This window comes from Zwartia hollandica, assembly GCF_019923725.1.
GTDB lineage: Bacteria > Pseudomonadota > Gammaproteobacteria > Burkholderiales > Burkholderiaceae_B > Zwartia > Zwartia hollandica.
The window spans coordinates 644923-669589 of record NZ_JAHXRI010000006.1 but is presented as its reverse complement, the minus strand read 5'-3'; the positions used below and the strand labels follow the sequence as shown (position 1 = coordinate 669589).

Genomic DNA, 24667 nt, shown 5'->3' with positions numbered 1-24667 from the left:
AGAGTCACTCAAAAACATCGGCGTGCATGACTTTTCCCCAGGCAGAAACAAAGTCCTTCACAAACTTCTCTTTGTTATCGTCTTGTGCATAAACTTCGCAGTAAGCCCGCAGAACTGAATTTGAACCAAAGACTAGATCAACGCGAGTCGCTGTCCACCTTACCTTACCAGTATTGCGCTCAATGATGTCGTAGTCATTGCGACCAGTAGGCTTCCATGAGTAATTCATGTCAGTAAGATTCACAAAAAAATCGTTAGTTAATACGCCTTCTCTCTCGGTAAACACTCCATGTTTAGCTTGACCGTAATTTGTACCCAGCACACGCATGCCGCCCACCAGAACAGTCATTTCCTGAGCGGTAAGACCCATTAATTGCGTGCGATCTAAGAGCAACTCTTCTGCGGTGACAGAATAGTGATCCTTTAACCAGTTGCGATAACCATCTGCGACGGGCTCCAGCACAGCAAATGACTCAACGTCAGTCATCTCTTGGGTGGCATCACCACGACCGGGTTTAAATGGAACCTTGACATCGTGTCCCCCAGCTTTGGCTGCCTGCTCAACGCCTAAATTTCCCGCGAGAACAATCACATCCGCTAAGGCTACACCAGACTCTTTGGCAATTTTTTCATACACGGACAAGACTCTAGCCAGACGCTCGGGTTCATTGCCAACCCAATCTTTCTGGGGGACCAAGCGAATACGCGCCCCATTCGCGCCGCCGCGCATATCTGATCCACGGTAGGTGCGCGCACTATCCCAAGCCGTTGTCACCATATCGCTAATCGACAAACCGCTCGATTTAACTTTGCTTCTAACCGCTTCGATGTCATAGTTTTTTGAGCCAGTAGGCACTGAGTCCTGCCAAATCAAATCTTCTTTGGGTGTATCAGGACCAAAGTATCTTGTTTTAGGACCCATATCGCGATGAGTTAACTTGAACCAAGCTCTAGCAAAGGTCTCAGAGAAATAGCCTTGATCTTTGGCAAACCTTTCAGAAATTTTGCGGTACTCAGGATCCATTTTGAGCGCCATGTCAGCATCCGTCATCATCGGCATGAGACGGATTTTTGGATCTTCAACATCAACGGGCTTGTCTGCTTCCTCGATATTGACTGGCTCATATTGCCAAGCGCCTGCAGGGCTTTTAACGAGTCGCCAGTCGTAATCAAGTAACAAGCGGAAGTAACCATCATCCCATTGGGTAGGGTTGGTTGTCCACGCGCCCTCAATGCCGCTGGTCACCGTATCTCTTCCAATGCTACGCGCCTTGTGGTTGATCCAGCCCAGACCTTGCTCCTCAATTGACGCACCTTCTGGCGCTGGTCCCAAATTTTCCGCATCACCATTCCCATGGGCTTTACCTACTGTATGTCCACCCGCGGTGAGAGCTACGGTTTCCTCATCATTCATCGCCATACGAGCAAAAGTGACTCGCATATCTTGGGCAGTCTTTAAAGGGTCAGGATTGCCATCAACACCTTCTGGGTTTACGTAAATTAACCCCATCATGACTGCCGCTAACGGATTACTTAAGTCGCGCTCACCCGAGTAGCGTGAACCTTTGCCACCACTTTTTTGAAGCCACTCTTGTTCAGACCCCCAGTAGATGTCTTTTTCTGGATGCCAAATGTCTTCGCGGCCAAAAGAGAAGCCAAAAGTTTTTAGACCCATTGACTCATAAGCGATCGTACCCGCCAAGATCATCAAGTCTGCCCAACTAATTTTGTTGCCATACTTCTTTTTAATTGGCCACAAAAGTCGGCGTGCTTTATCTAGGTTCGTGTTGTCGGGCCAAGAGTTGAGCGGCGCAAACCGCTGATTACCCGTACCAGCGCCACCTCGGCCATCGGCGATCCTGTAGCTGCCCGCAGAATGCCATGCCATCCGAATCATCAAGCCGCCATAGTGACCCCAGTCTGCTGGCCACCAACTCTGACTGGTCGTCATTAGCTGTTTCATGTCCTGCTTGAGAGCCGCCACATCAAGTCGTTTTAATTCATCTCGATAATTGAAAGACTGCCCCATGGGGTTAGTCTTAACATCTTGTTGATGGAGAATGTCCAGGTTCAAGGACTTAGGCCACCAAGTCATTGGGGTATTGGCTGATTCTGTGTTTGCTCCGTGAGCAATGGGACACGTTCCTTTTGACATCATGTAGATCTCCTGTGATGTAAATCACTTGTAATGGATTAACCTGACCTACTCAGATTAACGGATCAAACGCGAGAGTCCGTTACGGTGAACTGATCCTGCTCTGAATGCATCCGATCAAAAGTAAATAATCGCTAACTACGTTCGAGTCTAGCACCTCTCATGAAGGCAATATGAAGAAATAAGGCTATGGCCGTGTGAGCGCTTGAATCATTTGAATATTTTGGGCCGCATGACCAAACTCTCTTTCTAGCGCCTCACGTCGTCCAAGTTCAAAATCAAGAAACTCGAAACCGGGAGCCACGGCACAGCTCACCAAACTGAAAGCGTCTTCGCTCAAAGGCTTTGCAGCAAACCATGTGTGCGCAGGAATAGTGCCTTGTAGCGTTTTTGATCCAAGTCCAAGCTGAATCGTTTGCAGTGCTTTATTTCCGTCAAAAAAATAAATGAGCACATCGCAACCAAGGTGAAAGTACCAAGTTTCATCAGACTTAATTCGATGCCAAGCAGAAAAATCTTTGCCGGATAGCAGGTAATAAATACTCGTGTACGCACTTTTATTGCCCGAATCGTTCAACTTCTCAACAATTGTGTCCGAACGATACATTTCTTTATAGAAGCCACCTTCAGGATGAGGTGCAAGACTGAGGGCCTCGATAATCGTCTGAAAGTCTTGCATGAGGGATCTGTACCTTTTGAAATTTGAGAAAGCTTGACTTGGACTAGCTTGATTTTATTCTTTGAACGCATAAAAGAGACGGGATCTTGTAACGCTATTCTAAGTTTACATTTGTTAAAATTTGAGGAATTGACAACAAAAGGAGCCACGCATGAAAGCAGTCTTACAACGGCTAGTCCTCGCCGCCATTTCTTTTTCTGTGTCTAGCGTGTTTGCGGCCCCTCCTGTCGCGCCCTTTTATGAATCAGTCATGCAAATGCAACCGACCGGTAAGTTAGGTCAAGTCATTAAGAAAGAGCAGATTAAAACTTCACTTAAAGGCGCACAGGCCTGGAAAATTGCGTACATTTCATCCGATGTCGGTGAGCGCAAGACGATTGCCACAGCGTTGATTATTGCTCCTGTTGGCCCGGCGCCCCAAGAAGGCAGACCGATTTTGGCATGGGCGCACGGCACCACCGGGTCCGCTCAGAACTGTGGTCCATCCCAGGTTATCGACCCCACCCGAGCGCTCAATCAGTATTTTCTAATGGATGGGAACTCTTGGACCGACTTTGGAATTCCGAATGGGCAACAATTTATTAACGAAGGTTATGTCGTTGTTGCTACAGACTACCAAGGTCTAGGTGGTGGTGGCAAGCACCAATATGCTGTTGCGGGCACAAACGGCAGAGATGTCATTAACTCTGCGCGAGCAGCTAGCTCCATGACAGAAGTCGGCGCAGGCAAAAAAACAGTGATGTATGGTTGGTCACAAGGTGGTGGTGCAACGATTGCAGCTGCGAGCCTGCCTGACTACCTCTCCCAACAAGGCACTGCCGCAGATAACCTTCAGTATCTTGGCTTTGTTGCGTTAGCGCCAGAAGATTTGGCAGCTGTGCTTCCTAAAGTTCCGCTCGATGAAGCGGGCGCGACTAAAGTCATGAAGGGGTTTACGGAGGCGAACGTTTCAAACGTATTCTTATTTACCCACTTTATGATGGGGCTCTGGGGTACTCAGGCTGCCTATCCCGACCTTAAGCTAACCGATTTACTGACTGAAGAAGGTGCAAAGGTTGCGGATCAACTATCAAGTAACAAATGTGTGCATGTGATGGCTGACTCTTTTAACTACGCCTACGGAGATAAATATAAATCCCTAGTAAATCCCCAGGCCAGCAACTCTTTGGCATGGATTAAGGCGTTTGTTGATGGTAGTGTCAAACCCGTAAAGCCCGTCGCTCCAGTCGTGATTTACTGGGGCACAAAAGATGTCACAGTGCCACCTGTGATGCATGAGCTTTATCAAAAGCAGATGTGTGCGATGGGCGCAAATATCGGAAGAGTTCAGCTGCCAGGCGAACAAACGCACTTCGCAACACCTGGAGTTTCTGCACCCATGTACCTTGAGTGGGTAAAAGATCGTATTAACGGCAAACCGTTAGAAAACGCTTGTCCTAAAGGATAAGATTAGGCTCAAGGGTCCTTTTATAAGTCGTCACACATGAAGCGGTTCTTTTTAGTTTGCTCATTTTTTTGTACTCAAGTGGTGTTTGCCAGTGGGGATCTACCCTCTTGGCAAGACACCAAGACGAAGGCAGCGCTGATCACTTTTGTTGAGAAAACAACTAAACAGGGTTCTGCAGATTACATTCCGCCTGAAGAGCGAATTGCTGTCTTTGATAATGATGGGACCTTATGGAGCGAACAGCCGTCGTATGTGCAGTTAACCTTTGCAATTGATCGCGTTAAGGTTCTTGCGCCACAACATCCTGACTGGCTCAACAAACAGCCTTTCAAAGCCGTTTTAGAAGGCGACCGAAAGGCTTTGTCTGAGGCGGGTGACAAGGGCCTGATCGAAATCATTGCCGCCACGCACGCAGGCATGAGTCCTGAGGAATTCCATCAGATCGTGCTTGATTGGATGAAAACTGCAAGGCATCCAAAAACAGGCCGACCCTACCCGGAGATGGTATACCAGCCGATGCTTGAGGTCTTGAGCTATTTACGCAAGCACGGATATAAGACTTTCATTGTTTCAGGAGGGGGTGTTGAGTTCATGCGGCCGTGGACAGAAGCAGTCTATGGCATTCCTCCAGAGCAAGTGATCGGCTCGTCCGTCAAAACACAACTTATAGTCAAAGACGATAAAGTTAACTTGCAAAGGCTAGCTGAGGTCAACTTCATTAATGACAAAGAAGGTAAGCCACTTGCGATCAACCAACATATTGGCCGTCGTCCTGTGATCGCATTTGGAAACTCAGATGGTGACCTCCAGATGTTGCAATGGACTAGCGCAAGTCGTAAACCGAGCCTTGGTGTGATTATTCATCATACAGATGCCGAACGCGAGGTTGCCTATGATCGCCAGTCTCATATCGGCAAGCTGGATCAAGCATTGAATCTATCAAAAAAACAGGGGTGGCTAGTCGTAGATATGAAAACGGACTGGAAGACCGTATTCCCGAAGTAAATATATTGCCGCCTAGACCTCATTAATCTAGATTAGCTTTAGTGCTTAACTCGGGTTAACTATCTCAACGGCTACCGACTCTGGTAGTCGAACCTTGTATTTCAGCAGTATTTTTGGAAAAGCTCCTATGGAAATCAAGGTTAACTTTCTCGACAAGCTACGTCTTGAAGCCAAGTTCGATGACTTCACTGTGATCGCCGATCAACCCATTCGATATAAGGGTGATGGCTCAGCTCCAGGTCCGTTCGATTATTTTCTGGCTTCCTCCGCCTTGTGTGCAGCGTATTTTGTAAAGCTGTATTGCGACACGCGCAAGATCTCCACTGAAAACATCCGCCTGTCGCAGAACAATATTGTCGACCCAGAGAATCGGTATCAACAGATTTTCAAAATTCAAGTTGAGTTGCCAGAAGACATCTCTGCCCATGATCGCCAAGGCATTTTGCGTTCAATCGAGCGCTGCACAGTAAAGAAAGTGGTGCAGGCTGGCCCAGAATTTGTGATTGAAGAAGTCAAGAACCTGGACGCAGATGCACAGGCATTGCTGACCTTAGATTCCGAGTCTGGCGCAAACACCTACATTGAAGGCAAGGATCTACCGCTGGAGCAAACCATCGCCAAGATGTCTGCTTTGTTAGCAAATCTTGGGATCAAGATCGAAATAGCTTCGTGGCGTAATCTCATTCCCAATGTATGGTCCCTACATATACGTGATGCACACTCGCCAATGTGTTTTACCAATGGGAAAGGAGCAACCAAAGAAAGCGCTTTGGCCTCAGCGTTAGGCGAGTATATCGAGCGCCTGAGTAATAACCATTTTTACGCGGGTGCATTTTGGGGGGACGATATTGCCAATCAATCCTTCGTTCATTACCCCAATGAGCGCTGGTTCAAATCAGGAAAAGCCGATGCGCTGCCAAAAGAGATTCTGGATGACTATTGCCTAGAAATTTTCAATCCCGACGGGGAGCTGCGTAGCTCCCACTTGGTGGATACAAATTCTGGTAATGCACAGCGCGGTATCTGCTCTCTCCCTTATGTGCGACAGTCCGACGGCAAGACGATTTACTTTCCTTCCAACTTAATTGAAAACCTGTACGTCAGTAATGGGATGAGTGCTGGCAACACGTTGGCTGAAGCGCAAGTGCAATGTCTGTCAGAGATTTTTGAGCGCGCGGTAAAGCGAGAAATTTTAGAAGATGAAATCGCTTTGCCTGATGTGCCGTTGGAGGTGCTTGCAAAGTATCCCAATATTCTTGCAGGTATTCGTGAGTTAGAGAGCCAGGGCTTCCCGATTTTGGTAAAGGATGCTTCGCTAGGTGGGATGTATCCCGTGATGTGCGTAACCTTGATGAATCCAAGAACGGGCAGTGTCTTTGCCTCCTTCGGTGCGCACCCAAGCTTTGGAGTCGCATTAGAAAGAAGCCTGACAGAGCTTCTGCAAGGACGCAGCCTAGAGGGCTTGAACGATTTACCGCCACCCACGTTTTCAAGTGCGGCAGTGACAGAGCCCAATAACTTTGTTGAACACTTTATTGATTCTAGCGGCATTGTATCCTGGCGTTTTTTTAGCTCGAAATCCGCTTACGCGTTTGTGGAGTGGGATTTCACTGATCAGGACAAACGCTCTAATACCGAGGAAGCTGCAACGTTACTCGCCATACTCCAATCAATGGGGAAAGAGACGTATATGGCGGTATATGACCAGTTAGGTGCGATTGCGTGTCGTATCCTGGTGCCAGGCTATTCTGAGATTTATCCAGTCGAGGATCTGATTTGGGATAACACTAACAAGGCTTTGTTATTCCGTACTGATATTTTGAATCTAAACACCCTAACTGACGCCAAGCTCAGTGCACTACTTGACCGTTTAGAGAATAACGAGCTCGACGAGTATGGCGACATCGCTACCTTAATCGGCATTGAATTCGACGAGAATACACCCTGGGGTCAGCTCACCGTTCTAGAGTTAAAGCTGTTAATTCAACTTGCTTTAAAACGGTTTGAAGAAGCGCATGCTTTAGTGGGTGCATTTCTACAATACAACGACAATACAATCGAGCGCAGATTGTTTTATCAGGCCGTCAATGCGGTGTTAGAGGTCCTGCTTGATAGCGAACTTGAGCTTGATGACTACATCGTTAACTTCCGGCGAATGTTCGGAGATCAAAGGATGGATGCCGTGTTGGGATCAGTAGATGGAAGTGTAAACTTCTACGGCCTCACTCCGACCAGCTCAAAGCTTGAAGGGCTCGACAGGCATCACCGCTTAATCGATAGCTACAGGAAACTGCATACGGCCCGCGCTAAAGCCGCACCGACAACTATTTAGTACTTGATTGTTCAAGCGTTCGCGCGGCGATAACAATATTTTGTTCAATCCGCTTAATGCGTTCGCTTTGCAAAAGAAGTACCTTCTCGACAATCTCAGATCCAGCTTTAGTGGGCGTGCCACAATTAAAGGGAGGCTGCGGATCATACTCAAGCGAAAGTTGAATTCTTTTCGCGACCCCTTCTCCCGCGATTTCGGCTGCGAGTGTCAATGCAAAATCAATCCCGGCCGTCACGCCCCCGCCGGAGAAATGATTGCGGTCTCTGACAACGCGCGCATCAACAGCTTGCGCACCAAATCTTTCAAGATAGCTACTCCACATCCAATGGCAGGCACTCTTGTAGCCTACAAGCAAGCCTGCGGCCCCAAGGATGAGAGACCCATTGCAAACTGACGTAATATATTTTGCGTGTTTACTTTGGTGACGCAGGAAATTCAGCGTTTCTTGATCCACCATTTGCTCGTTGATACCAGAGCCCCCTGGTACGCAGATCACGTCAAGCTGCGGGCAGTCAGCAAACGTTGTTGTGGGGTTTATCGTAAAGCCAACATCCGTCAATATCGGCTCGATTGATTTCCATATCAAGTGGACCTTGGCTCCCGGGATTCGGCTGAGTACTTGGGCAGGACCCGTCAAGTCGAGCTGTGTGAGATTCGGGAATAGTAAAAATCCAATATTGATCGACATATGCTTTTAATGATCCTTTCTTTATAGAAATGGCAATATTTTTCCAGTTGCTTGGCCGAAGTTTAATCTTGGATACCCTTCCTTGATGTACGACTATTATAGAAATAATGTATCCGATACCAGGAAAGACATAAATAACGGCAGCAAAGCTTATATGATCGGCTTGAGACGAAAATAAAGTTGGGTTGGGGTCGGGTGGTCGCTATACACGGTCGTTTCCCCATTAATTGGCTAGCTTATTGAGAAAGTTATGAATATCAAACAAAAGATTGTTGGTCTCTTGGTAGCTTGCTGTTCTGTTGTCGCCGTTGCAAACACCTCAACTGTTTATTTCAATGGCGACATTCTTACGATGCAAGGCAATAGCCCACAATATGTCGAGGCGCTTGTGGTGGAGAACGACAAGATTCTGTTTGTAGGCAACAAGAGCCAAGCACTCGCGCAGGCTGGGTCTAGCCCCACGTTGCATGACCTTAAGGGCGCCACCATCATGCCTGGCTTCATTGATAGCTGGGGGCACTTCACGCTGGTCGCACAAAACACCCTTGGTGTAAACCTAGGATACTTCGCGAAGAATCCACCAAGTACAAGAGCCCAAGCGATTGATAAACTGCTGAAAGAGGGCAAGCCGTTCAACGGCTGGATTCTTAGCGCAGGCTACTCTGCCGCCATGCTGTCAGATGGCGGATTGTCACTTGCAGACCTGGACAAGGCGTTCCCAGACCAACCACTCTTACTACAAAATATTTCGACCCTTGCCGGACAATTGAATACCGCGGGGCTGAAGAAACTCGGCATCACTAAAGATACCAAAGCAGTTGGGGGCTTTATCTCTGTCGATCCGAAGACGGGGGAACTTACGGGTGAGTTGATTGGTGCGCCATATATGGATGCAGTGGCACGATCTGCAGGTAAGTATTCCCAGGCCGTAACCTTCGACATTTTCCGTAAAGCTGAGCAAATCTATCTTTCTAATGGTTTCACAACCGCCCAGAGCTACGAAGCAACGATCGATGAAATGAATATGATGCGGGCAGCTGTTGCGCAAAAAGTAGTTTCGATTGACTTGATTGCGTTACCGACGTTTGACGTCGTTGACGCATTACTCAAAACGAATCCTAACTTTAAGTTTGGGGCGTATGACAGTGGTGATCGTGGGTTTAAAGTCGCAGGCATGATGGTCCCAACTGACGGTGCACCCCAACTAGGTTTCGCCTATCTCACGAAGCCATACATAAACTTAAACGGTTTTGGTAAAGATTGGCGAGGCTTCGCTGCCATATCGCAAAGCATGTTAGATCACTACGCCAAACTCGCGTACGAGAAGAACATTCAGTACTTTGGTTACAGCAATGGCGATGCGGGCATCGACATGACTTTGTCAGCAATCACTAAAGCCATAAAAGAGACAGGCGTAACCGAAAATCGAAGAACGGTGATTTCACACTCATTCTTTGCGAGAGATGATCAACTAAAGCAATACAAAGATAAAAATATTATGGCCATTTCTTTGGCTAACCACGTGTGGCTGTATGGAGATGTGTATCTGCAGATACTTGGTGAAGAAAGAGCCAATAACTTCAGTCCTTTAAAGTCTGCCGATAAGCTAGGTGTCAGAATTGGCATTCATAACGACACCCCATCGTCAGGTCCGAATCCTATGTTCACCGTCTGGAGTGCAGTAAACCGTAAAACGTTTAGTGGCAAGACTCTGGGCGCAGATCAACGGATAGACGTGTACAAGGCATTACAAGGCTTCACAACAAGCGCTGCCTATCAGTACAAAGAAGAATTGACCAAAGGCGTTCTCGCCAAAGGCCTGCTTGCAGATCTGGTGATATTGGATCGCAATCCGTTGAAAGCCATTCCAGACGACATCAAAAATATTGAAGTCTTGCAAACGATCAAGCACGGCAAACGGCTGTACAGTAAGGAGTAATTGCTCATTTTGTCATTACTAATCATTAATACCCAGGAGTCAGTCCATGAGATTTAAAATCTGGTTCGTCCTACTCACGTTCTTCGGTAGCACTCTGGCCCAAGCTTGTACGTCTATCGTCTTGAACGGCACAGACAATGGCCGTGTGTATGGCAGAACGATGGAATTCGGTATCCCGTTGAAGTCGGCGATTATGATCACACCCCGAGGCTATGCATTTCAGGGCGTCGGCATTGATAGCGCTTCCGGAACTGGCAAAAACTGGGTATCGAAATACTCCGTCATCGGCGCTAACGTTTTAGGCCTGCCCGTCTACGTTGACGGCATGAACGAAGCGGGACTCGCGGGTGGTTTACTCAATGCACCCAACACGGCACAGTATCAGACCCCAACGCAAGCAGAATCCGCCAATAGCATCGCTTCGCAACAGTTACTGATCTATGTCTTAACGAATTTCGCGAGCGTTGCCGAAGTCAAAGATGCGCTTCCAAAAATGTTTGTGAATAGTTCGCCACTAAAAGAATGGGGCGGTGTTGCGAAATCACGCATGACGTTGCACGACAGCTCGGGCGGCAGCTTGGTCGTTGAATATCTGGACGGCAAACTTGTCATGACTGACAACATCATCGGAACAATGACAAACGACCCAGCGTTCGCCTGGCATCTACAAAATATCGGCAATTACGCGAACTTAAGCGGCACCGACAAAAAGCCGATGGAGTACAACAAGCAGAAGTTTTTGGCAGCGAGCTCAGGCAACGGTCTGCATGGCCTTCCAGGTAGCTTTTTAAGCCCAGACCGATTTGTGCGCGCATCCACCTTCGTCATGAACACCCCTGCAGCAGCAACAGACCTGCAAGAGCGTCGCGCTTGGCACATCATGAATAACTTTGATATTCCTTACGGCGCAATTCATCTGGATAGCTCAAGCGGCTACGGTGGAGGTGCGAATTCCTATGAATTTACAGAATGGACTGTCGTCGCCAATCTAAAGACCAAAACCTACAATATCCGTTCGTTTGAAAATCCAGGCGTGTTGAGCATCGGATTCACGGAGGCAGACATGAATAGCAAGGCCCTGCGAATGATTCCACTCTTAAAGTAGTCACCCTTAAAAAATAGTTGTGTAGACAAATCATTCCGCAACCAACATATGCTTACCAATTCCTCCGCCGATGTCTTTAATGCTGATGCCTTGCTTTATGGGGGCGTCATGCTTTTTTTGATTCTTGTTGTGCATGCTACCTACATGTTTTTAGTCACGCGGCAGTATGAGGTGATTACGGATGCCTTGATTGAGTCTAAGCGTTACGTTTGGGTTCAGCTAGTCTTTTATGTGATGGCATTTTTGTTGGCACTATCCCACTTACTTGAAATATACATTTGGGGGAGTGCCCTTAGTATTTTTGGTCTTATTAAAGATGAGCACCAAGCAATGGTGTTCGCTGGCAGCGCTTATACGACGGTGGGGTTTGGTACGAACCCTTTGCCTCCAAGCTGGGATCTAATAATGGTTATGATCGCACTAAGCGGCATGATCTCCTTCGGCTGGTCGATATCTGTTTTGCTGAATATGACGCAGATCATACACACGGCACGCCAAAAGCGTAAAGAGAGTAGTCAATTAAAAGAATAAGTGCGCGGCTTGAGGAGTCTACCCAATCGAACAGCACTTATTTTGCAAGAGACGATGCGTCCACTTGGTGGCCGCATGTCCCACAAAATCTATCGTAGGACTTTAGGTTTGCACGCGAGCACTGTGGGCACGTCTTATTGTCACTTGCTCTCTTGGTGCGCGCTGACATTTCGGCGGTAACGATACCGGTTGGGACAGCCAGCGTTCCCCATCCAATCAACATCATCACAGATGACAGAAATCTTCCTAAATCGGTCTTCGGCGCAATGTCACCGAAACCAACGGTAGTCATCGTCGTAATTGCCCAATAGATTCCAGTCGGAATACTGGTGTAACCATGTTCGGGGCCTTCAATGACATACATCAAGGTACCCATGACCAACACAACCATCAAGACCACAGAAAGAAACACAAGGATCTTTCTTTTGCTGGCAATAAAGGCTTGCGATAAGTGTGCGTACTCAGACGAATAGGCCGTTAGCTTAAATACCCGAAAAATGCGGATCAGGCGCAGCACTCTGACATCGATCAATGAGTGCAGCTCTGGGAAAATTAGCGCGAAGTAGGTCGGGACGATTGCAAGAAGGTCGATGATTCCAAAAAAGCTCAGTACGTACTTTCGTCTGTCTGGAGCACAATAAACTCGGGTTAAGTATTCCAACGTAAACGCAATCGTAAAGAGCCACTCTAACGCAGACAATATGCCCGCATATTTAATAGCAAACCTGTCGACACTCGCCAAAACCACAACGGCGATAGACAAAACAATGGCAACAAGTAAAGCCTTATCGAACCGCCGTCCAGCCAACGTGTCTGACTCAAAGACAATTTTAGACAATCGATTTCTTACGGTTTCTTTTTTGCGAACAGTGATTGTCATGAGGACTTATTCAACAGTTAGTCATAGCCAATAATAACCGTAAGAGAAACATAGCTCGCTGTCCATACTTAGTCGGTAACGTGGTTTTTCAGTTAAATTCGATAACCAGATAACCAGTCAATCAAGTACTGGTAAATCGTCACTAAAACAGAAGGGGGATAAGCGTGCTACTGACCGACGAAGAAACAAAGATGCTGAACGGCGACAATGGGCCGGCAGTTCGAAAGGCGATGGAAATCCTTGTGGCGCTGGGCGAGAGTTTTGGGGCAGAACGCTTAGTCCCAGTCAATAATGTGCATATGGCCGGATCCTCGGTGCTTGTCGCTGAAGAGGCTGGCACTCGCTTTGTTGAGGACATCCGTAACCAAGGCGGTAAGTTTGTCACTAGAGTCACCACCAATCCGACTGCTGTCGATCCAAGTCAATGGAAGGAAATCGGTATTCCTGAGTCTGACACCGCGCTGCAGGTGCGATTGACAGGCGCTTATGCTGGCATGGGGGCCAACACCTGTAACACTTGCATTCCTTATCTTGTAGGTAATATGCCTCGCTTTGGTGAACATATGGCTTGGGGTGAGTCCTCAGCAGTCGTATTCGCTAACTCAGTCTGTGGCGCGAGGACTAACCGGGAAGGCGGCCCGAGCGCGCTAGCTACAGCGCTTACAGGACGCACGCCTGAATATGGGTTTCATCTCACGGAAAATCGCTATGGTAATTTCTTGATCAAGGTCGAGACACCGATGCGGGATATGACGGACTACGGCACGCTGGGATATTTCGCTGGAAAAATTGCTGGCCAAGACACACCCGTTTTTGTTGGGCTACCCAACAATCCAACCCTTGAAGATCTCAAAGCACTGAGCGCCGCTCTTGCCGCGTCAGGCGCAGTCAGTATGTTTCATGCTGTCGGTGTTACACCTGAAGCCCCAACCGTTGAAGCGGCCTTCGGTGATCGCACACCAGCCAAGACCCTTGTTTATGGCGTCGAAGAGCGAACCCAATGTGAAAATGCGCTCAACAAGGAGCCGTCGGACCATGTCGATTGGATTCTTGTCGGATGCCCCAATGCCTCAGTGCAAGAAATGCGGGAGGTCGCAGAAGCGTTAGAGGGTAAAAAAGTGCATAAAGATGTATCGCTCTGGGTCACAACCGCTGGCGCGATGTACGCGATGGCTGACCAAATGGGGTACGTGGACACAATCAAGAAAGCGGGTGGTGTGGTCGTCCGGGAAACCTGCCCTTTCCTAGCGCGTAGCCGTGTGATTGCGCCGAATAAAGGTTATAAAACCTTAACAACAAACTCAGCCAAAATGGCCTTTTATGCGCCAGGGCAGTTCGGTCTGCCCGCCCATTACGGCAATCTATCGCGCGTCATGCAGGCCGCGATCGACGGCGTCTGGAGATAACTGCAATGCGCTCACCTAAATTAGTACTCCAAGGTCGCAAGATTGTGAAAGGCAAAGCAAGCGGCGAAGCCGTGGTCACAAGCGAGGCCATCAGCTTTAACGGCGGCGTAGACAACATGACAGGCATTGTCACCGAGCCAGGGCACGAGCTCGAAGGTGTCAATATCTCAGGGAAAGTTCTCGTTTTTTTAACTGGCAAAGGCTCCACAGGCGGATCCTACAAGATTTACGATATGGTCTCGCGAGGCACAGCGCCCGTCGCTTTTATACAAGTTAATCCAGAGCCCATTACGACTATTGGCGCCATCATCGGCAACATACCTGTCGTCGCTGGTTTAAATGAAAATCCAACAAGCGTCATCGCGACAGGCGACTTTGTTGAACTAGACGCAGATGCAGGAAAAGTAGAAGTCACTAAAAAGTGATCGCTTGATCGTCATAATAAATTTAATCATCGACATATAGATAACGGAGATAAACATGATTTACTCAAAGATCATTAAAGCAGTCCTCACGCTTTCAGGCATGTTGCTGGGAATGTGCGGGATCGCTCAGGCACAGACCTGGCCAGCACGCCCTATTACGATGGTGGTTCCTTTTGCAGCAGGCGGCAGCACAGACATTACGGCGCGCATGCTTGCAGAAAAACTTGCCGGAATTTTGGGACAGAACGTTGTCGTAGAAAATAAAACTGGCGCGGGCGGCAACATCGGAGCAGCTGCAGTGGCACGCTCTACGCCAGACGGCTACACGATTCTGCTTCATACCAGCACCCTGACAGCGAACGTTTCGCTCTATAAAAATATGGGCTTGAATGTCCAGAAAGACCTGATCCCTGTCTCGCAAGTAGCGCTCATTCCAAACGTACTAATGGTGAACAATGACTTTCAGGCAAAAACACTGAAGGACTTTGTAGATGTCGTAAAACAAAAGAAGGTGGCGATTAACTACGGTTCTTCAGGCAGTGGGGCTTCAAACCACCTTGCTGGCGTGTTGTTTAACAACATGGTTGGGGGTGATATGGTTCACGTGCCTTACAAAGGCGGCTCTCTGGCCAATAACGATTTGTTAGCGGGTCAGATACAAGCGGTTTTCTCGCCTCTCGTTGAGGTACTCGGCTTTGTCGACAGCGGCAAACTTCGGCCCTTGGCTGTGACGACGAAATCTCGTATCGCAAAATTACCAGATGTGCCTGCCGTCGCTGAGGTGCTGCCTGGCTTTGAAATTGTCCTGTGGAACGGAATTTTTGTCCCCACGGGAACGCCCAAAGATATCGTTCAAAAGCTGGGTAATGCAGTGCAAACAGTTTTACAAGACCCTGCTGTTCTCAAAAAGCTTGCAGAGCAAGGTTCGACACCCCTCAAGAGCAACCCAGATGATTTCAAAAAAGTAATCGATGCAGAAATCGTTAAATGGGGTGATTTGATTAAGATGGCCGGCGCGCGTGTTGACTAATGTATTGCGCCGCCACGAAAAGGAAATACAGTAATGAATGCTAAAGATTTTGATACGCAGTTCCGCGCTCGGCTGGATGCCGTCGCGACATCGAATTTGAGTGATGCACTCGATCGGGTTGGAATTCCACGATGTGCCATACACGGCATCACTCCACAATGGGGTCGCACAAAGATCGTGGGTCGCGCGGTAACCATTCGCTTAATTGCAGCTGGTGCAGTCCCATCGGGTGCACACTTAGGCGTAGATGCCATCTTCAACAGCGAAGCGGGCGACATCATCGTCATCGACAACCGAGGAGACTTACACCACAACTGCTGGGGTGAAATACTGGCGATGGGAGCAAAGCAGAAAGGTGTATCCGGTGTCGTCGTGGACGGTGCGGTACGGGATGTGGATGCCTGTGAAACATTCGATTTTCCTGTTCATGCACGTGGCACTGTGCCGAGCACCGCACGCGGCCGTATCGTGCAAGAAGCCTGGAATATTCCTGTGCGTTTAGGGGATGCCCCTGTTCGCCCGGGCGATGTCATCGTGGCCGATGTAAATGGCGTTGTGGTGATTCCGATTGAGCGCCTTGCTGAGGTCATTACTGCCGCAGAAGAGATCATGGCAAAAGAATTAGCCATGATCGATGCACTTCGTGCTGGGGAATCCATCCTTGAGGTTGATCGGCGTTTTAACTACGAACAGATGTTGCGCAAATCGAACTAGCAATGGCTGTACAGCTGTCCGCCATTACCGACTGCTCCGGCCTTTCATCCTCATGGATCGAGTTTGCTGAATTATTGCAAGAGTACGCCCAGCAAGACTTAGCGCAGCCGCAACTCAGCACCATCTGGCAAGATCTAAAGGACTTACCGAAACGGTATGGCCCTCCTATCGGCGGCGTAGTCCTGTTGCATGTCGATGGTGCTCTTGCAGGCTGCATGGCCTTCACGGCGACCAAAGTCGACGGTTGCTGTGAACTCAAACGACTCTTTGTGCGCAAGGCCTTCAGGGGCCTCGGCTACTCCCCCATTCTCTTGCGTGAAGCAATGCTCAAGGCCAAGGAGGCTGGCTATGTTCGCGGCGCATTAAGTACCTGGCCTGACAACCCCAAGGCACTCGAGCTATACCGATTCCTAGGCTTTGTGCCGGTGGCTGCGTTTAAAGAGGACCGCGGGCAAGACTTACTGTTTTTAGGACAAGACCTTTAGCATCACAGGCAATACCTGAGTCCAAATGAAGCTATTATTTAACTAACTATTCAATTTTTAAACAAAGAATCAATCAAATGAGCGAAGAACAACCGCATTCACCCTGGCAAGAAGACATTTTTAACGTACTCAAACAAGGCAACATCCGTCAAGTCGCCTACGTCCCGGACGCAGGCCACGCGCACGTGATTCGTCGCGTACACGCAGAGCCCAGCATGCGTGGCATTGTCCTCACGACAGAAGAGGAAGGCGTAGCAGTCGCCTCTGGCGCCTGGCTCGGAGGAGAACGTGCCGCCTTGCTGATGCAGAGCAGTGGCGTAGGCAACTGCATCAATATGATGTCGCTCCTCCAAAGCTGTCGTTTTCCCTTTTTGAGCTTGGTCACGATGCGCGGTGAGTACGCAGAGTTCAATCCTTGGCAAGTTCCAATGAGCAAAGCAACACAGGGCTCGATGGAACTTATGGGCATCACGGTTTTACGCGCAGAACGCGCTGACGAAGTCGAAGACATCGTGAGCGCTGCACTTGATGCGGCCTTTGAGGGCGGCGAGCAAGTTGCTGTGCTGCTATCGCAAAGCCTAATCGGCCGCAAAAAATGGATTCGCAACTGAGGAATGAATATGAATGTACGAAATACAGCAGCAGCAACAATCGACCGACGTGTTTTTGTTAAAGACCTGCTCGCAAAATGTCCTGACGCCTTGGTTGTAACAGGACTTGGATCACCAACCTATGACGTGTTCGCTGCGGGTGATCGCGATAAAAACTTTTATCTATGGGGTGCCATGGGTGGAGCCGCGCTCGTCGGTTTGGGCCTCGCACTTGCACAGCCCGATAAGTCCGTTGTCGTGGTAACAGGCGATGGCGAACAGCTCATGGGAATTGGCGGGATCGCAACCATTAATGCACAAAAACCAAAGAACTTAACGATCGTCGTACTGGACAATGGTCATTTTGGCGAAACAGGCATGCAATATAGTCACACCAGCCACGGCACAAGTCTGGCCGCAGTGGCGCGTGCATGCGGCATCGAAAATGCGTATGAAGTGCACGATGCATCCGAGATCGCAAAAGTTGTGGATGGAGTACACAAACGCAACGGCGTCAACTTCGCACAAATTTTCATCAAGGCGGATGACTTGCCACGCGCGCTTCCCTCGCGCGATGGCGTATATGTCAAAAATCGATTCCGCGAGGCGCTTGGGTTCGCGCCTCTTTAATTCTAACGGTATGGTCAACATACTTCGCGATAACCCAACTATTGCAGTTTTAGGCGCTGGCGCCGTTGGTTGCTATTTTGGGGGAATGCTCGCTCGTGCCGGCAATGCGGTCACACTCATTGCGCGAGCAAACCACGTCGCAGCGATTAATAAAAATGGTCTGTATCTGGACTGCCTAAGTTTCAAAGAACATGTGCGCTTGAACGCAACAACCGATGTCTCAGAGATCAGTGGCGCTGACCTGATTTTATGTTGCGTGAAGTCCAGCGATACTGAAGATGCAATCAGACTCATCGCGCCTCACATTAAAAAAGATGCCGTTATTCTGAGTCTGCAAAATGGCGTCGACAACTACGAACGCATTCGGGCGACCATTTCAAATCCGACTTTTCCCTCTGTCGTCTATGTCGCCACGCGCATGGCGGGTGATGGTCATGTCGAACATGTTGGTCGCGGAGAACTAGCCATCGGTGCGGCCGGTGCCCCAAGTGACTGGGCGGATACCCTCAACACGATTGCAGCACTATTTAGTGCGTCAAGCGTTCCCTGCGCAGTCTCGCCCGATGTCAAACGCGCTTTGTGGACCAAGTTTTTGGTGAACTGCGCCTACAACGGAATATCAGCCATCGGTGCGATCGACTACGGACAGATGGTCGAGACAGCAGAAGTTAAAAAACTAATCGATGCCTTAACAGCGGAGTTTTTGCTGATAGCTAAAAAGGAAGGCGTTGATATTTCGGCTGAAGAAGCCATGGAAGTTAACGCACAAATCCCCATCACAATGCCGCGTCAAAAATCTTCGACCGCACAGGACTTAATGCGCAGCAAACAGAGTGAAATTGATTATCTGAACGGACTCATTGTCCGTAAGGGAATCGAGCACAATATTCCAACCCCAGCGAATCAAGCGATACATGCTTTAGTCAAAATGCTTGAGCGCAAAAATTTTTTGACATCATGATTGATCATCTAGACCATCTCGTTTTAACCACAGGCCATGAATCCGCCTGCATAGACTTCTATACACGGGTTCTCGGAATGCGACTTGAGTCCTTTATCGGCGGGACCCCGCCGGTCGAACGCAAAGCCTTCAAGTTTGGGAATCAAAAAATCAACCTACACATCAAAGGTAAAGAGTTCGAGCCCAAGGCAGATCTGCCGACACCAGGGTCACTCGATCTTTGTTTTATTGCAGACCGCCCGCTCAAAGAGGTGATTGAGCATTTACAGACGGTTAACTGGCCGATTATCGAAGGACCAGGCATGCGCACCGGTGCAACCTCAAAGATCAACTCTATTTACGTACGCGATCCGGATCAAAACCTGATTGAAATCAGCGAAATTTGGCGCTAGGTCTGTCGCACATCGCGTGATACATTTCGCGTTAGTACGTAAAAATTTTATTAAGTTGTTCCTCATAACGAAAGACATCTGTCGCCACGGTTTTATAAAGGAATGCTCTAGCATGAGAAACCTCAGACTCTTTGTTTCGGCGGTCGCTTTCTTTTTGTGCTGTATCAAGCCCACCATTGCCGCTGAGTACCGCCTGTATGCTGCTGCTGGCATCAAGATACCTTTAATTGCTCTGAGTCAAACGTATCAAAGAGAGTCTGGTCACTCAATTGTGAATGACTTTGATACTGCCGGTGCCGCAGAAAAAAAGTTTCTTGCTGATCCTAATGCAAGCTTCCTAATTACGACTAAACCTCGCATCGACAAAGCAATCGCTTCGAGTCTACTCACCAATGGTCAAGCAATTCATCTGGTGGATACTGCAGCAGGCATCGCCTCCTCTCAAGCCGTCAAGCCGGTCGTACGCAATGGTGCCGATCTGAAGGCGGCTCTCCTGAGTGCAAAAAAAATTGCTTTTTCTGACCCCGCTCGAGGTGCGACTGTTGGCCTTCACTTTGTCAAGGTGATCCGGGAGTTAGGAATTGAACAAGAGGTCATGGCAAAGGCTATGGTTGCTCGCGATGGCATCGAAACCATGCGACTGATTCAAAGCAAAACCGTGGATATCGGGATCACCCAAATGAGTGAAGTGGTCCAGGCGGATCGAACAACTCTGGTTGGTCCTTTTCCCAAAGAGTTTGAACTAGTTAGTCAATATGTTCTTTGGTATAAGACAACCGGTGACGCTGGGGTCGACGGGTTCGTGAAACTTCTCACTTCCTCGCGCGCTGCCGGTATCTTTGCGCAAGAAGGTCTTCTACCTGTTACTTCGCGATAGTAAGACTGGCGATCACCGAGCTCTTACACACTAGCAGAACCGCACCAAAGGCCCGACCCTATGACTCCCGTACGCTTATTAATCTGGGCCGCACTTGCAGGCGCCTTTATCCCAGTGATGGCAATCCTGAATGGACGACTTGGCAAGTCAATGGGAGAGGCGCTACACGCCTCTGTCATCCTGTTTGGAGTTGGTTTTTTATTCTGCTTGACTGTTGCGCTCGTCCTAACCAAATCTCTACCGCAAGCGACAGACCTGGCAAATGCTAAACCGATCGAGTATCTCGGCGGGTTCATTGTTGGTTTTTATGTCATTAGCGCGACCTTGCTAGCACCGCGGATTGGCCTAGCGAATTTTATTGTTTGTGCTGTGTCAGCCCAGATTATCATTTCAGTCGTGATTGATCATTTTGGTTTACTTGGTGCTATGGTGCGACCAGTGAGCATGACCCGACTGGTCGGTATCGGCCTGTTGATTGCTGGAATCATCGTTACACAAATATCCGACAGTACATCAAACTCACGTTAGCTCAGGCCAGTCGACTATTTACCCAGAGTTATATAGACAGACAGCATTTAGGGTGAACCCTAATGCAGGAGCAAAATATTTGATGGCGTCCCCCGATTTTTATCTGTTCTCGAATATCATGGCGTATCGATTGTGGCGCTTACAGTCCACTCAAGTTGATTTTGATCGGCGTTGCATCATTGATTTCAGTATCTAAAGAAAATCGGAGACTCCATGACTAACAAAAAATTACCGGCTAACGACTCAACCAACGCGGTAGATGCCTCGCCAAATACCACCCGCCGCTCGATCTTAGGTGCGACTGGTTTCGCCTTGGCTGGCGGACTGTCATTACCTTCAGTCGGCTTTGCTCAGGCCAAGTACCCGAATAAGCCAATCAAGCTTGTCATTCCATGGCCCCCAGGACAAGCGACAGACCTCGTAGGTCGTGCACTGGCCCAAGGCCTATCCCAAGTGCTTGGTCAAAACGTCGTGCCGGATAACAAAGCTGGCGCAGGCGGCGTGATTGGTACGGACTACGTTGCGAAAGCTGCTCCGGATGGCTACACACTCTTAGCTGGTTCGGCCGGTCCGATTTCAATTAGCCCACTACTTCAGCAAGTGCCCTACGACCCAGTCAAAGACTTAACGCCTATTGGGATGTGTGGACTTTCGTCCTACATCCTAGTGACTGAGCCGAACTTCCCCGCGAACACGGCCGCTGAATTCATCAAACTTCTGAAGGCAAATCCAGACAAGTACTCATTCTCGTCATCAGGCACGGGCGCGACTGCTCATTTAGTTGCAGAGGCGTTCAATGCTGCTGTTGGCATTAAAGCGATTCATGTTCCTTACAAGGGCTCGTCGCCTGCGCTGACTGATGTCATAGCTGGTCGCGTCTCATACTGCATTGAGACTGCTGCTGCAACCATGCCTTTTGTCCGCAATGGTCGCTTAAAGGCGCTTGGTGTGTCTCTCGAAAAAGGAACTCCAGTAGCTCCTGGTATTCCACCACTCGCGACAGTCGCTAATATTCCGGGCTTCAACTTGGGCGCATGGATTGGCTTAGTCGCCCCCGGTAAATTGCCACCAGAGCTTGTTGAAACATTAAGCAAAGCGGTACGACAGGTGATGCAAGATCCAAATATGGTTGAAGTATTTAGCCGTATTTCGGTTGATATTGATTTCCGCTCACAAGCTGAGACGATTAAATACTTAGCGTCTATCCGCACTCAGTTTACTGAGGTAATCAAGAAGAACAATATTAAGATTTAAATTAATGCGCTACCTCAATGGCTCGACAACTTATTTGTCGAGCCATTTTTGTTATTGCTTAGGCTTGGGGTTAAGTCCTCCGCTTGCATTTCACGAAACCTCGGTATAGATCATTACAAATTAAAGAGTCAGTTGGCCATCGATCAGGATATGGACCTGTCCACCTATCCACGCAGTACCGCTGGCATCGGGGCGGACCGTCACACGACCAACACGCCCAATCGATGTGCCTTGCGCAGCAAGATACGGCGATGTCAAACGCCCTTGCGACTGCATCCACTTTGCGATCGCCGCGTTGAGTGATCCTGTGATGGGATCCTCGCTCATCCCACTCGAAGGCGCCAACATGCGCACCTCGTAATCACACTCACTCCCGGGTGGATGTGGCGCGATAAATCCTATCCCCAAAAATTCTGGCCACCTCACTTTTGACGCATCAAGTGCCAGCACTTGCTCAGCTGTTGTGAGCTCAAAGAATTGCCAGGTAGGGCCATTACATAGTTCGGCAGTATGTCGAATGGCAGAGGCTGGAATCGTTAAAGCTGCCATGATTGCCTTGCGCTTGTCTGCTGACATTTCCTTAATCGTTGTGGGTGGTGCAGCAAACGCGAGGATACCTGGATGCGAGACGTCGACATCAACAATGCCCACGCCACACTCTTGACGCACAAGACCTGCTGTCTTCGGCACACCACCACTGTGCAACCATGTTGCACAGGAACCAAGTGTTGGGTGGCCTGCAAATAACATTTCACGCGCAGGCGAAAAAATTCTAACTCGGTAGTCTGCTGTTGGGTCGGAGGGAGGCAGCAAAAATGTGGTCTCTGCAAGATTGGTCCAGGCTGCAAATTTTTGCATCTGCTTATCGCTCAGTCCATCAGCATCAACAACGACCGCCAGACCATTTCCCTGGGTAGGAACAGGACTAAACACATCACACTGTACAAATCTACGCACCTTCATTGCCATTCTCCTCTAATGTCACGGCGCTGCTTTTGCTACTTTCCATGAGCCCAATTCTTGCCATGTAGTGTCGACTACTTCGTCGGTGCATCCTTAAGTAACGCTGCGACCTGAGCCTTCCACCACTTTGCCTGTGCAGTTGTCCCATGCCCCGAGGTTTGGGGGCTTGCGGGGATGAGATAAAGTTTCGCATCCGGAATGCGGGCTAGGATTCTATCCATGAGCCCGAGCGATGGCGGGTTACGTTCATCATCTTCCGAGTTAATCGCTAGTACGCGTGCCTTAATTTTCTCGACATGCGGTGCTGGATCATAATCGCGAGACGATTCCCACTGATACAGATTGTCGTTCGCATCTGCTTTGAAGTCAGCAGTCAGCCGCTTATCTAGTACTTCGTCGGCCCGCTCACTAGTGGGGGCCAAGCGATATAAACCTTGGTCACCACCGCTCGTGCCCACATTAAAGAATACCGTTGCGAACTGCAGGCTCTTAGGCTGTATGGTGTAGTTGCCATCCATCCATTCCGGATCACGACGGATCATGTCGATAATCAGTCTACGCATCATCCAGTTACGACCAGACATTGCAGACGGTGTTGCCGCCATGGGCACTAATGTATCCATAAAATCTGGATACTTGATTCCCCAAAGCCAGGCGTGCATACCGCCCATGGAGTTTCCGATGAGCAGATGTAAATGCTTTACGCCAAGCCCCTCCGTAACTAGTCGATACTGCGCAGACACCATGTCGTCATAGTTGTACTTAGGAAATTTGGCGCGCAACCCGTCTGAAGGCTTACTCGACCTTCCCATGCCAATCGCATCAGGCAGAATGATGAAGTACTTGTTTGCATCTAGTGGCTGTCCGGGACCAAACAATTCACCGGAAAAATCCTTGTTCGTGATCATGCCAGTGCCAGTGCCCGCCGTACCATGCAGAACCAGCACCGGCATCCCTGTCGGTCTGCCAAGCGTGGTGTAGCCGAGTTTGAGCTCCGGGAATACTTCACCCGTGTGAAACTGAAAATTCTTAGCGATCCATACGCCCTGCTGTTGCTCTGGATACGCGTGGCCGCTTAGCGTGTCGGCTCCAAGCGCAAACGTCGGCATACAAAACAAACTGCGAAACATACGACTGTTGGAAATAGTCATTCCGTTTCCTATCAAGCTCTTGGTTTGGACAAAAAACTCTGCTACAAGTGAGCCATGCTATTGATTCAGATTATGCGATAAATCTCACACGGAACAACCGCTTTCTATGAAACTCATTCAATCTCCAAAAGTCCCGGCTCCTGCGGGTCACTACAGCCAGGCGGTAGAGGCCGCAGGACTCGTATTCGTCTCAGGCGTCCTGCCGGGCAAACCTCCTGAAGGCGAGACAGACTCCTTTGAGCGGCAAGTCCGCGCAAGCTTTGCGCAGTGCAGCAATATTCTGAATGCGGCTGGGTGTACGTTGAGTGATGTGGTTCAGTGCACCACCTATTTGGTGGGTGTAGAACGCTGGCCAGAGTTCAATGCAATCTATGCTGAGATCATGGGAGACCATAAGCCCGCTCGTGCAGTTGTTCCCGTGCCAGAATTGCACTATGGCTTCCTAATTGAGATTCAGTTGGTCGCCGAAAAGAAAAACTAAACATCAAAGAAGAGGACAA

25 protein-coding genes are annotated in these 24667 nt (G+C 49.0%); 19 read left to right on the top strand and 6 right to left on the bottom strand.

Features of this window, described 5'->3' with window-relative positions; translation table 11 throughout:
* Window positions 1-4: 4 nt before the first annotated feature.
* Together katG and KZZ10_RS06530 are read right to left on the bottom strand one after the other, a co-directional pair.
* Entirely contained in the window at window positions 5-2158 is a 2154-nt protein-coding gene (gene katG / locus KZZ10_RS06535; RefSeq protein ID WP_259660679.1) for a catalase/peroxidase HPI, read from the bottom strand.
* Between the two features lie 184 nt (window positions 2159-2342).
* Window positions 2343-2834, bottom strand: a complete 492-nt coding sequence (locus KZZ10_RS06530) for a cupin domain-containing protein (protein WP_259660678.1) — start codon at window positions 2832-2834, stop codon at window positions 2343-2345.
* A 151-nt stretch (window positions 2835-2985) separates the two neighbouring features.
* On the opposite strand from KZZ10_RS06530, the gene KZZ10_RS06525 reads away from it, so the two are divergent.
* The 3 genes from KZZ10_RS06525 (at window position 2986) to KZZ10_RS06515 (ending at window position 7618) form a co-directional block, all read left to right on the top strand.
* A complete protein-coding gene (locus KZZ10_RS06525) occupies window positions 2986-4281 on the top strand; it encodes a lipase family protein (protein WP_259660677.1) in 1296 nt (431 codons plus the stop codon).
* Window positions 4282-4317: 36 nt separating this feature from the next.
* Entirely contained in the window at window positions 4318-5286 is a 969-nt protein-coding gene (locus tag KZZ10_RS06520; protein ID WP_259660676.1) for an HAD family hydrolase, read from the top strand.
* Between the two features lie 127 nt (window positions 5287-5413).
* Entirely contained in the window at window positions 5414-7618 is a 2205-nt protein-coding gene (locus KZZ10_RS06515) for an OsmC domain/YcaO domain-containing protein (RefSeq protein WP_259660675.1), read from the top strand.
* Here the strand turns inward: KZZ10_RS06515 and KZZ10_RS06510 are convergent.
* Entirely contained in the window at window positions 7611-8306 is a 696-nt protein-coding gene (locus tag KZZ10_RS06510; protein WP_259660674.1) for a DJ-1/PfpI family protein, read from the bottom strand. The genes KZZ10_RS06515 and KZZ10_RS06510 overlap by 8 nt on opposite strands.
* Window positions 8307-8556: 250 nt before the next feature.
* Here KZZ10_RS06510 and KZZ10_RS06505 point away from each other — a divergent pair, with 250 nt between their 5' ends.
* Genes KZZ10_RS06505 through KZZ10_RS06495 form a run of 3 tightly spaced genes read left to right on the top strand, consistent with a single transcriptional unit; the run spans window position 8557 to window position 11881 of the window.
* Window positions 8557-10245: an amidohydrolase gene (locus tag KZZ10_RS06505; RefSeq protein ID WP_259660673.1), complete on the top strand. Its 1689-nt coding sequence runs from the start codon at window positions 8557-8559 to the stop codon at window positions 10243-10245.
* 46 nt (window positions 10246-10291) lie between these two features.
* Complete coding sequence (locus tag KZZ10_RS06500) at window positions 10292-11350, top strand: linear amide C-N hydrolase (protein WP_259660672.1); 1059 nt, start codon at window positions 10292-10294, stop codon at window positions 11348-11350.
* Between the two features lie 48 nt (window positions 11351-11398).
* Complete coding sequence (locus KZZ10_RS06495) at window positions 11399-11881, top strand: hypothetical protein (protein WP_259660671.1); 483 nt, start codon at window positions 11399-11401, stop codon at window positions 11879-11881.
* Window positions 11882-11918: 37 nt separating this feature from the next.
* Here the strand turns inward: KZZ10_RS06495 and KZZ10_RS06490 are convergent, their stop codons facing one another.
* A complete protein-coding gene (locus KZZ10_RS06490; RefSeq protein ID WP_259660670.1) occupies window positions 11919-12761 on the bottom strand; it encodes an ion transporter in 843 nt (280 codons plus the stop codon).
* 164 nt (window positions 12762-12925) lie between these two features.
* Between KZZ10_RS06490 and KZZ10_RS06485 the strand changes: the two genes are divergently transcribed.
* The 12 genes from KZZ10_RS06485 (at window position 12926) to KZZ10_RS06430 (ending at window position 22053) form a co-directional block, all read left to right on the top strand.
* Window positions 12926-14167 (top strand): aconitase X, encoded by a 1242-nt coding sequence (locus KZZ10_RS06485; RefSeq protein ID WP_259660669.1) that lies wholly within the window; start codon window positions 12926-12928, stop codon window positions 14165-14167.
* Window positions 14168-14172: 5 nt separating this feature from the next.
* Window positions 14173-14592 carry an aconitase X swivel domain-containing protein gene (locus KZZ10_RS06480; protein ID WP_259660668.1) on the top strand — a complete coding sequence of 140 codons (420 nt, stop codon included), beginning with the start codon at window positions 14173-14175 and terminating at the stop codon, window positions 14590-14592.
* A 55-nt stretch (window positions 14593-14647) separates the two neighbouring features.
* Window positions 14648-15622, top strand: coding sequence for a Bug family tripartite tricarboxylate transporter substrate binding protein (locus KZZ10_RS06475; protein ID WP_259660667.1), 975 nt, complete (start codon window positions 14648-14650; stop codon window positions 15620-15622).
* 33 nt (window positions 15623-15655) lie between these two features.
* On the top strand, window positions 15656-16336 hold the full coding sequence (locus tag KZZ10_RS06470; RefSeq protein WP_259660666.1) for an RraA family protein: 681 nt from the start codon (window positions 15656-15658) through the stop codon (window positions 16334-16336).
* A 2-nt stretch (window positions 16337-16338) separates the two neighbouring features.
* A complete protein-coding gene (locus KZZ10_RS06465) occupies window positions 16339-16821 on the top strand; it encodes a GNAT family N-acetyltransferase (protein ID WP_259660665.1) in 483 nt (160 codons plus the stop codon).
* Window positions 16822-16898: 77 nt separating this feature from the next.
* Complete coding sequence (locus KZZ10_RS06460) at window positions 16899-17432, top strand: thiamine pyrophosphate-binding protein (RefSeq protein WP_259660664.1); 534 nt, start codon at window positions 16899-16901, stop codon at window positions 17430-17432.
* A gap of 9 nt (window positions 17433-17441) precedes the next feature.
* Complete coding sequence (locus tag KZZ10_RS06455) at window positions 17442-18041, top strand: thiamine pyrophosphate-dependent enzyme (RefSeq protein WP_259660663.1); 600 nt, start codon at window positions 17442-17444, stop codon at window positions 18039-18041.
* Window positions 17995-19002 (top strand): ketopantoate reductase family protein, encoded by a 1008-nt coding sequence (locus tag KZZ10_RS06450; protein ID WP_259660662.1) that lies wholly within the window; start codon window positions 17995-17997, stop codon window positions 19000-19002. Before KZZ10_RS06455 ends, KZZ10_RS06450 begins: the two co-directional genes overlap by 47 nt.
* Window positions 18999-19394, top strand: a complete 396-nt coding sequence (locus KZZ10_RS06445; RefSeq protein ID WP_259660661.1) for a VOC family protein — start codon at window positions 18999-19001, stop codon at window positions 19392-19394. Before KZZ10_RS06450 ends, KZZ10_RS06445 begins: the two co-directional genes overlap by 4 nt.
* 112 nt (window positions 19395-19506) lie before the next feature.
* Complete coding sequence (locus tag KZZ10_RS06440) at window positions 19507-20271, top strand: molybdate ABC transporter substrate-binding protein (RefSeq protein ID WP_259660660.1); 765 nt, start codon at window positions 19507-19509, stop codon at window positions 20269-20271.
* A 60-nt stretch (window positions 20272-20331) separates the two neighbouring features.
* Window positions 20332-20799 (top strand): DMT family transporter, encoded by a 468-nt coding sequence (locus KZZ10_RS06435; protein ID WP_259660659.1) that lies wholly within the window; start codon window positions 20332-20334, stop codon window positions 20797-20799.
* Window positions 20800-21012: 213 nt separating this feature from the next.
* On the top strand, window positions 21013-22053 hold the full coding sequence (locus tag KZZ10_RS06430; protein ID WP_259660658.1) for a Bug family tripartite tricarboxylate transporter substrate binding protein: 1041 nt from the start codon (window positions 21013-21015) through the stop codon (window positions 22051-22053).
* Between the two features lie 120 nt (window positions 22054-22173).
* Here the strand turns inward: KZZ10_RS06430 and KZZ10_RS06425 are convergent, their stop codons facing one another.
* Complete coding sequence (locus KZZ10_RS06425) at window positions 22174-23016, bottom strand: PhzF family protein (RefSeq protein WP_259660657.1); 843 nt, start codon at window positions 23014-23016, stop codon at window positions 22174-22176.
* 74 nt (window positions 23017-23090) lie between these two features.
* Entirely contained in the window at window positions 23091-24167 is a 1077-nt protein-coding gene (locus KZZ10_RS06420; protein ID WP_311133544.1) for an alpha/beta fold hydrolase, read from the bottom strand.
* Window positions 24168-24273: 106 nt separating this feature from the next.
* Between KZZ10_RS06420 and KZZ10_RS06415 the strand changes: the two genes are divergently transcribed.
* The gene (locus tag KZZ10_RS06415) at window positions 24274-24648 is read left to right on the top strand and encodes a RidA family protein (RefSeq protein WP_259660656.1); all 375 of its coding nucleotides are present in this window, start codon (window positions 24274-24276) and stop codon (window positions 24646-24648) included.
* Window positions 24649-24667: the final 19 nt, after the last annotated feature.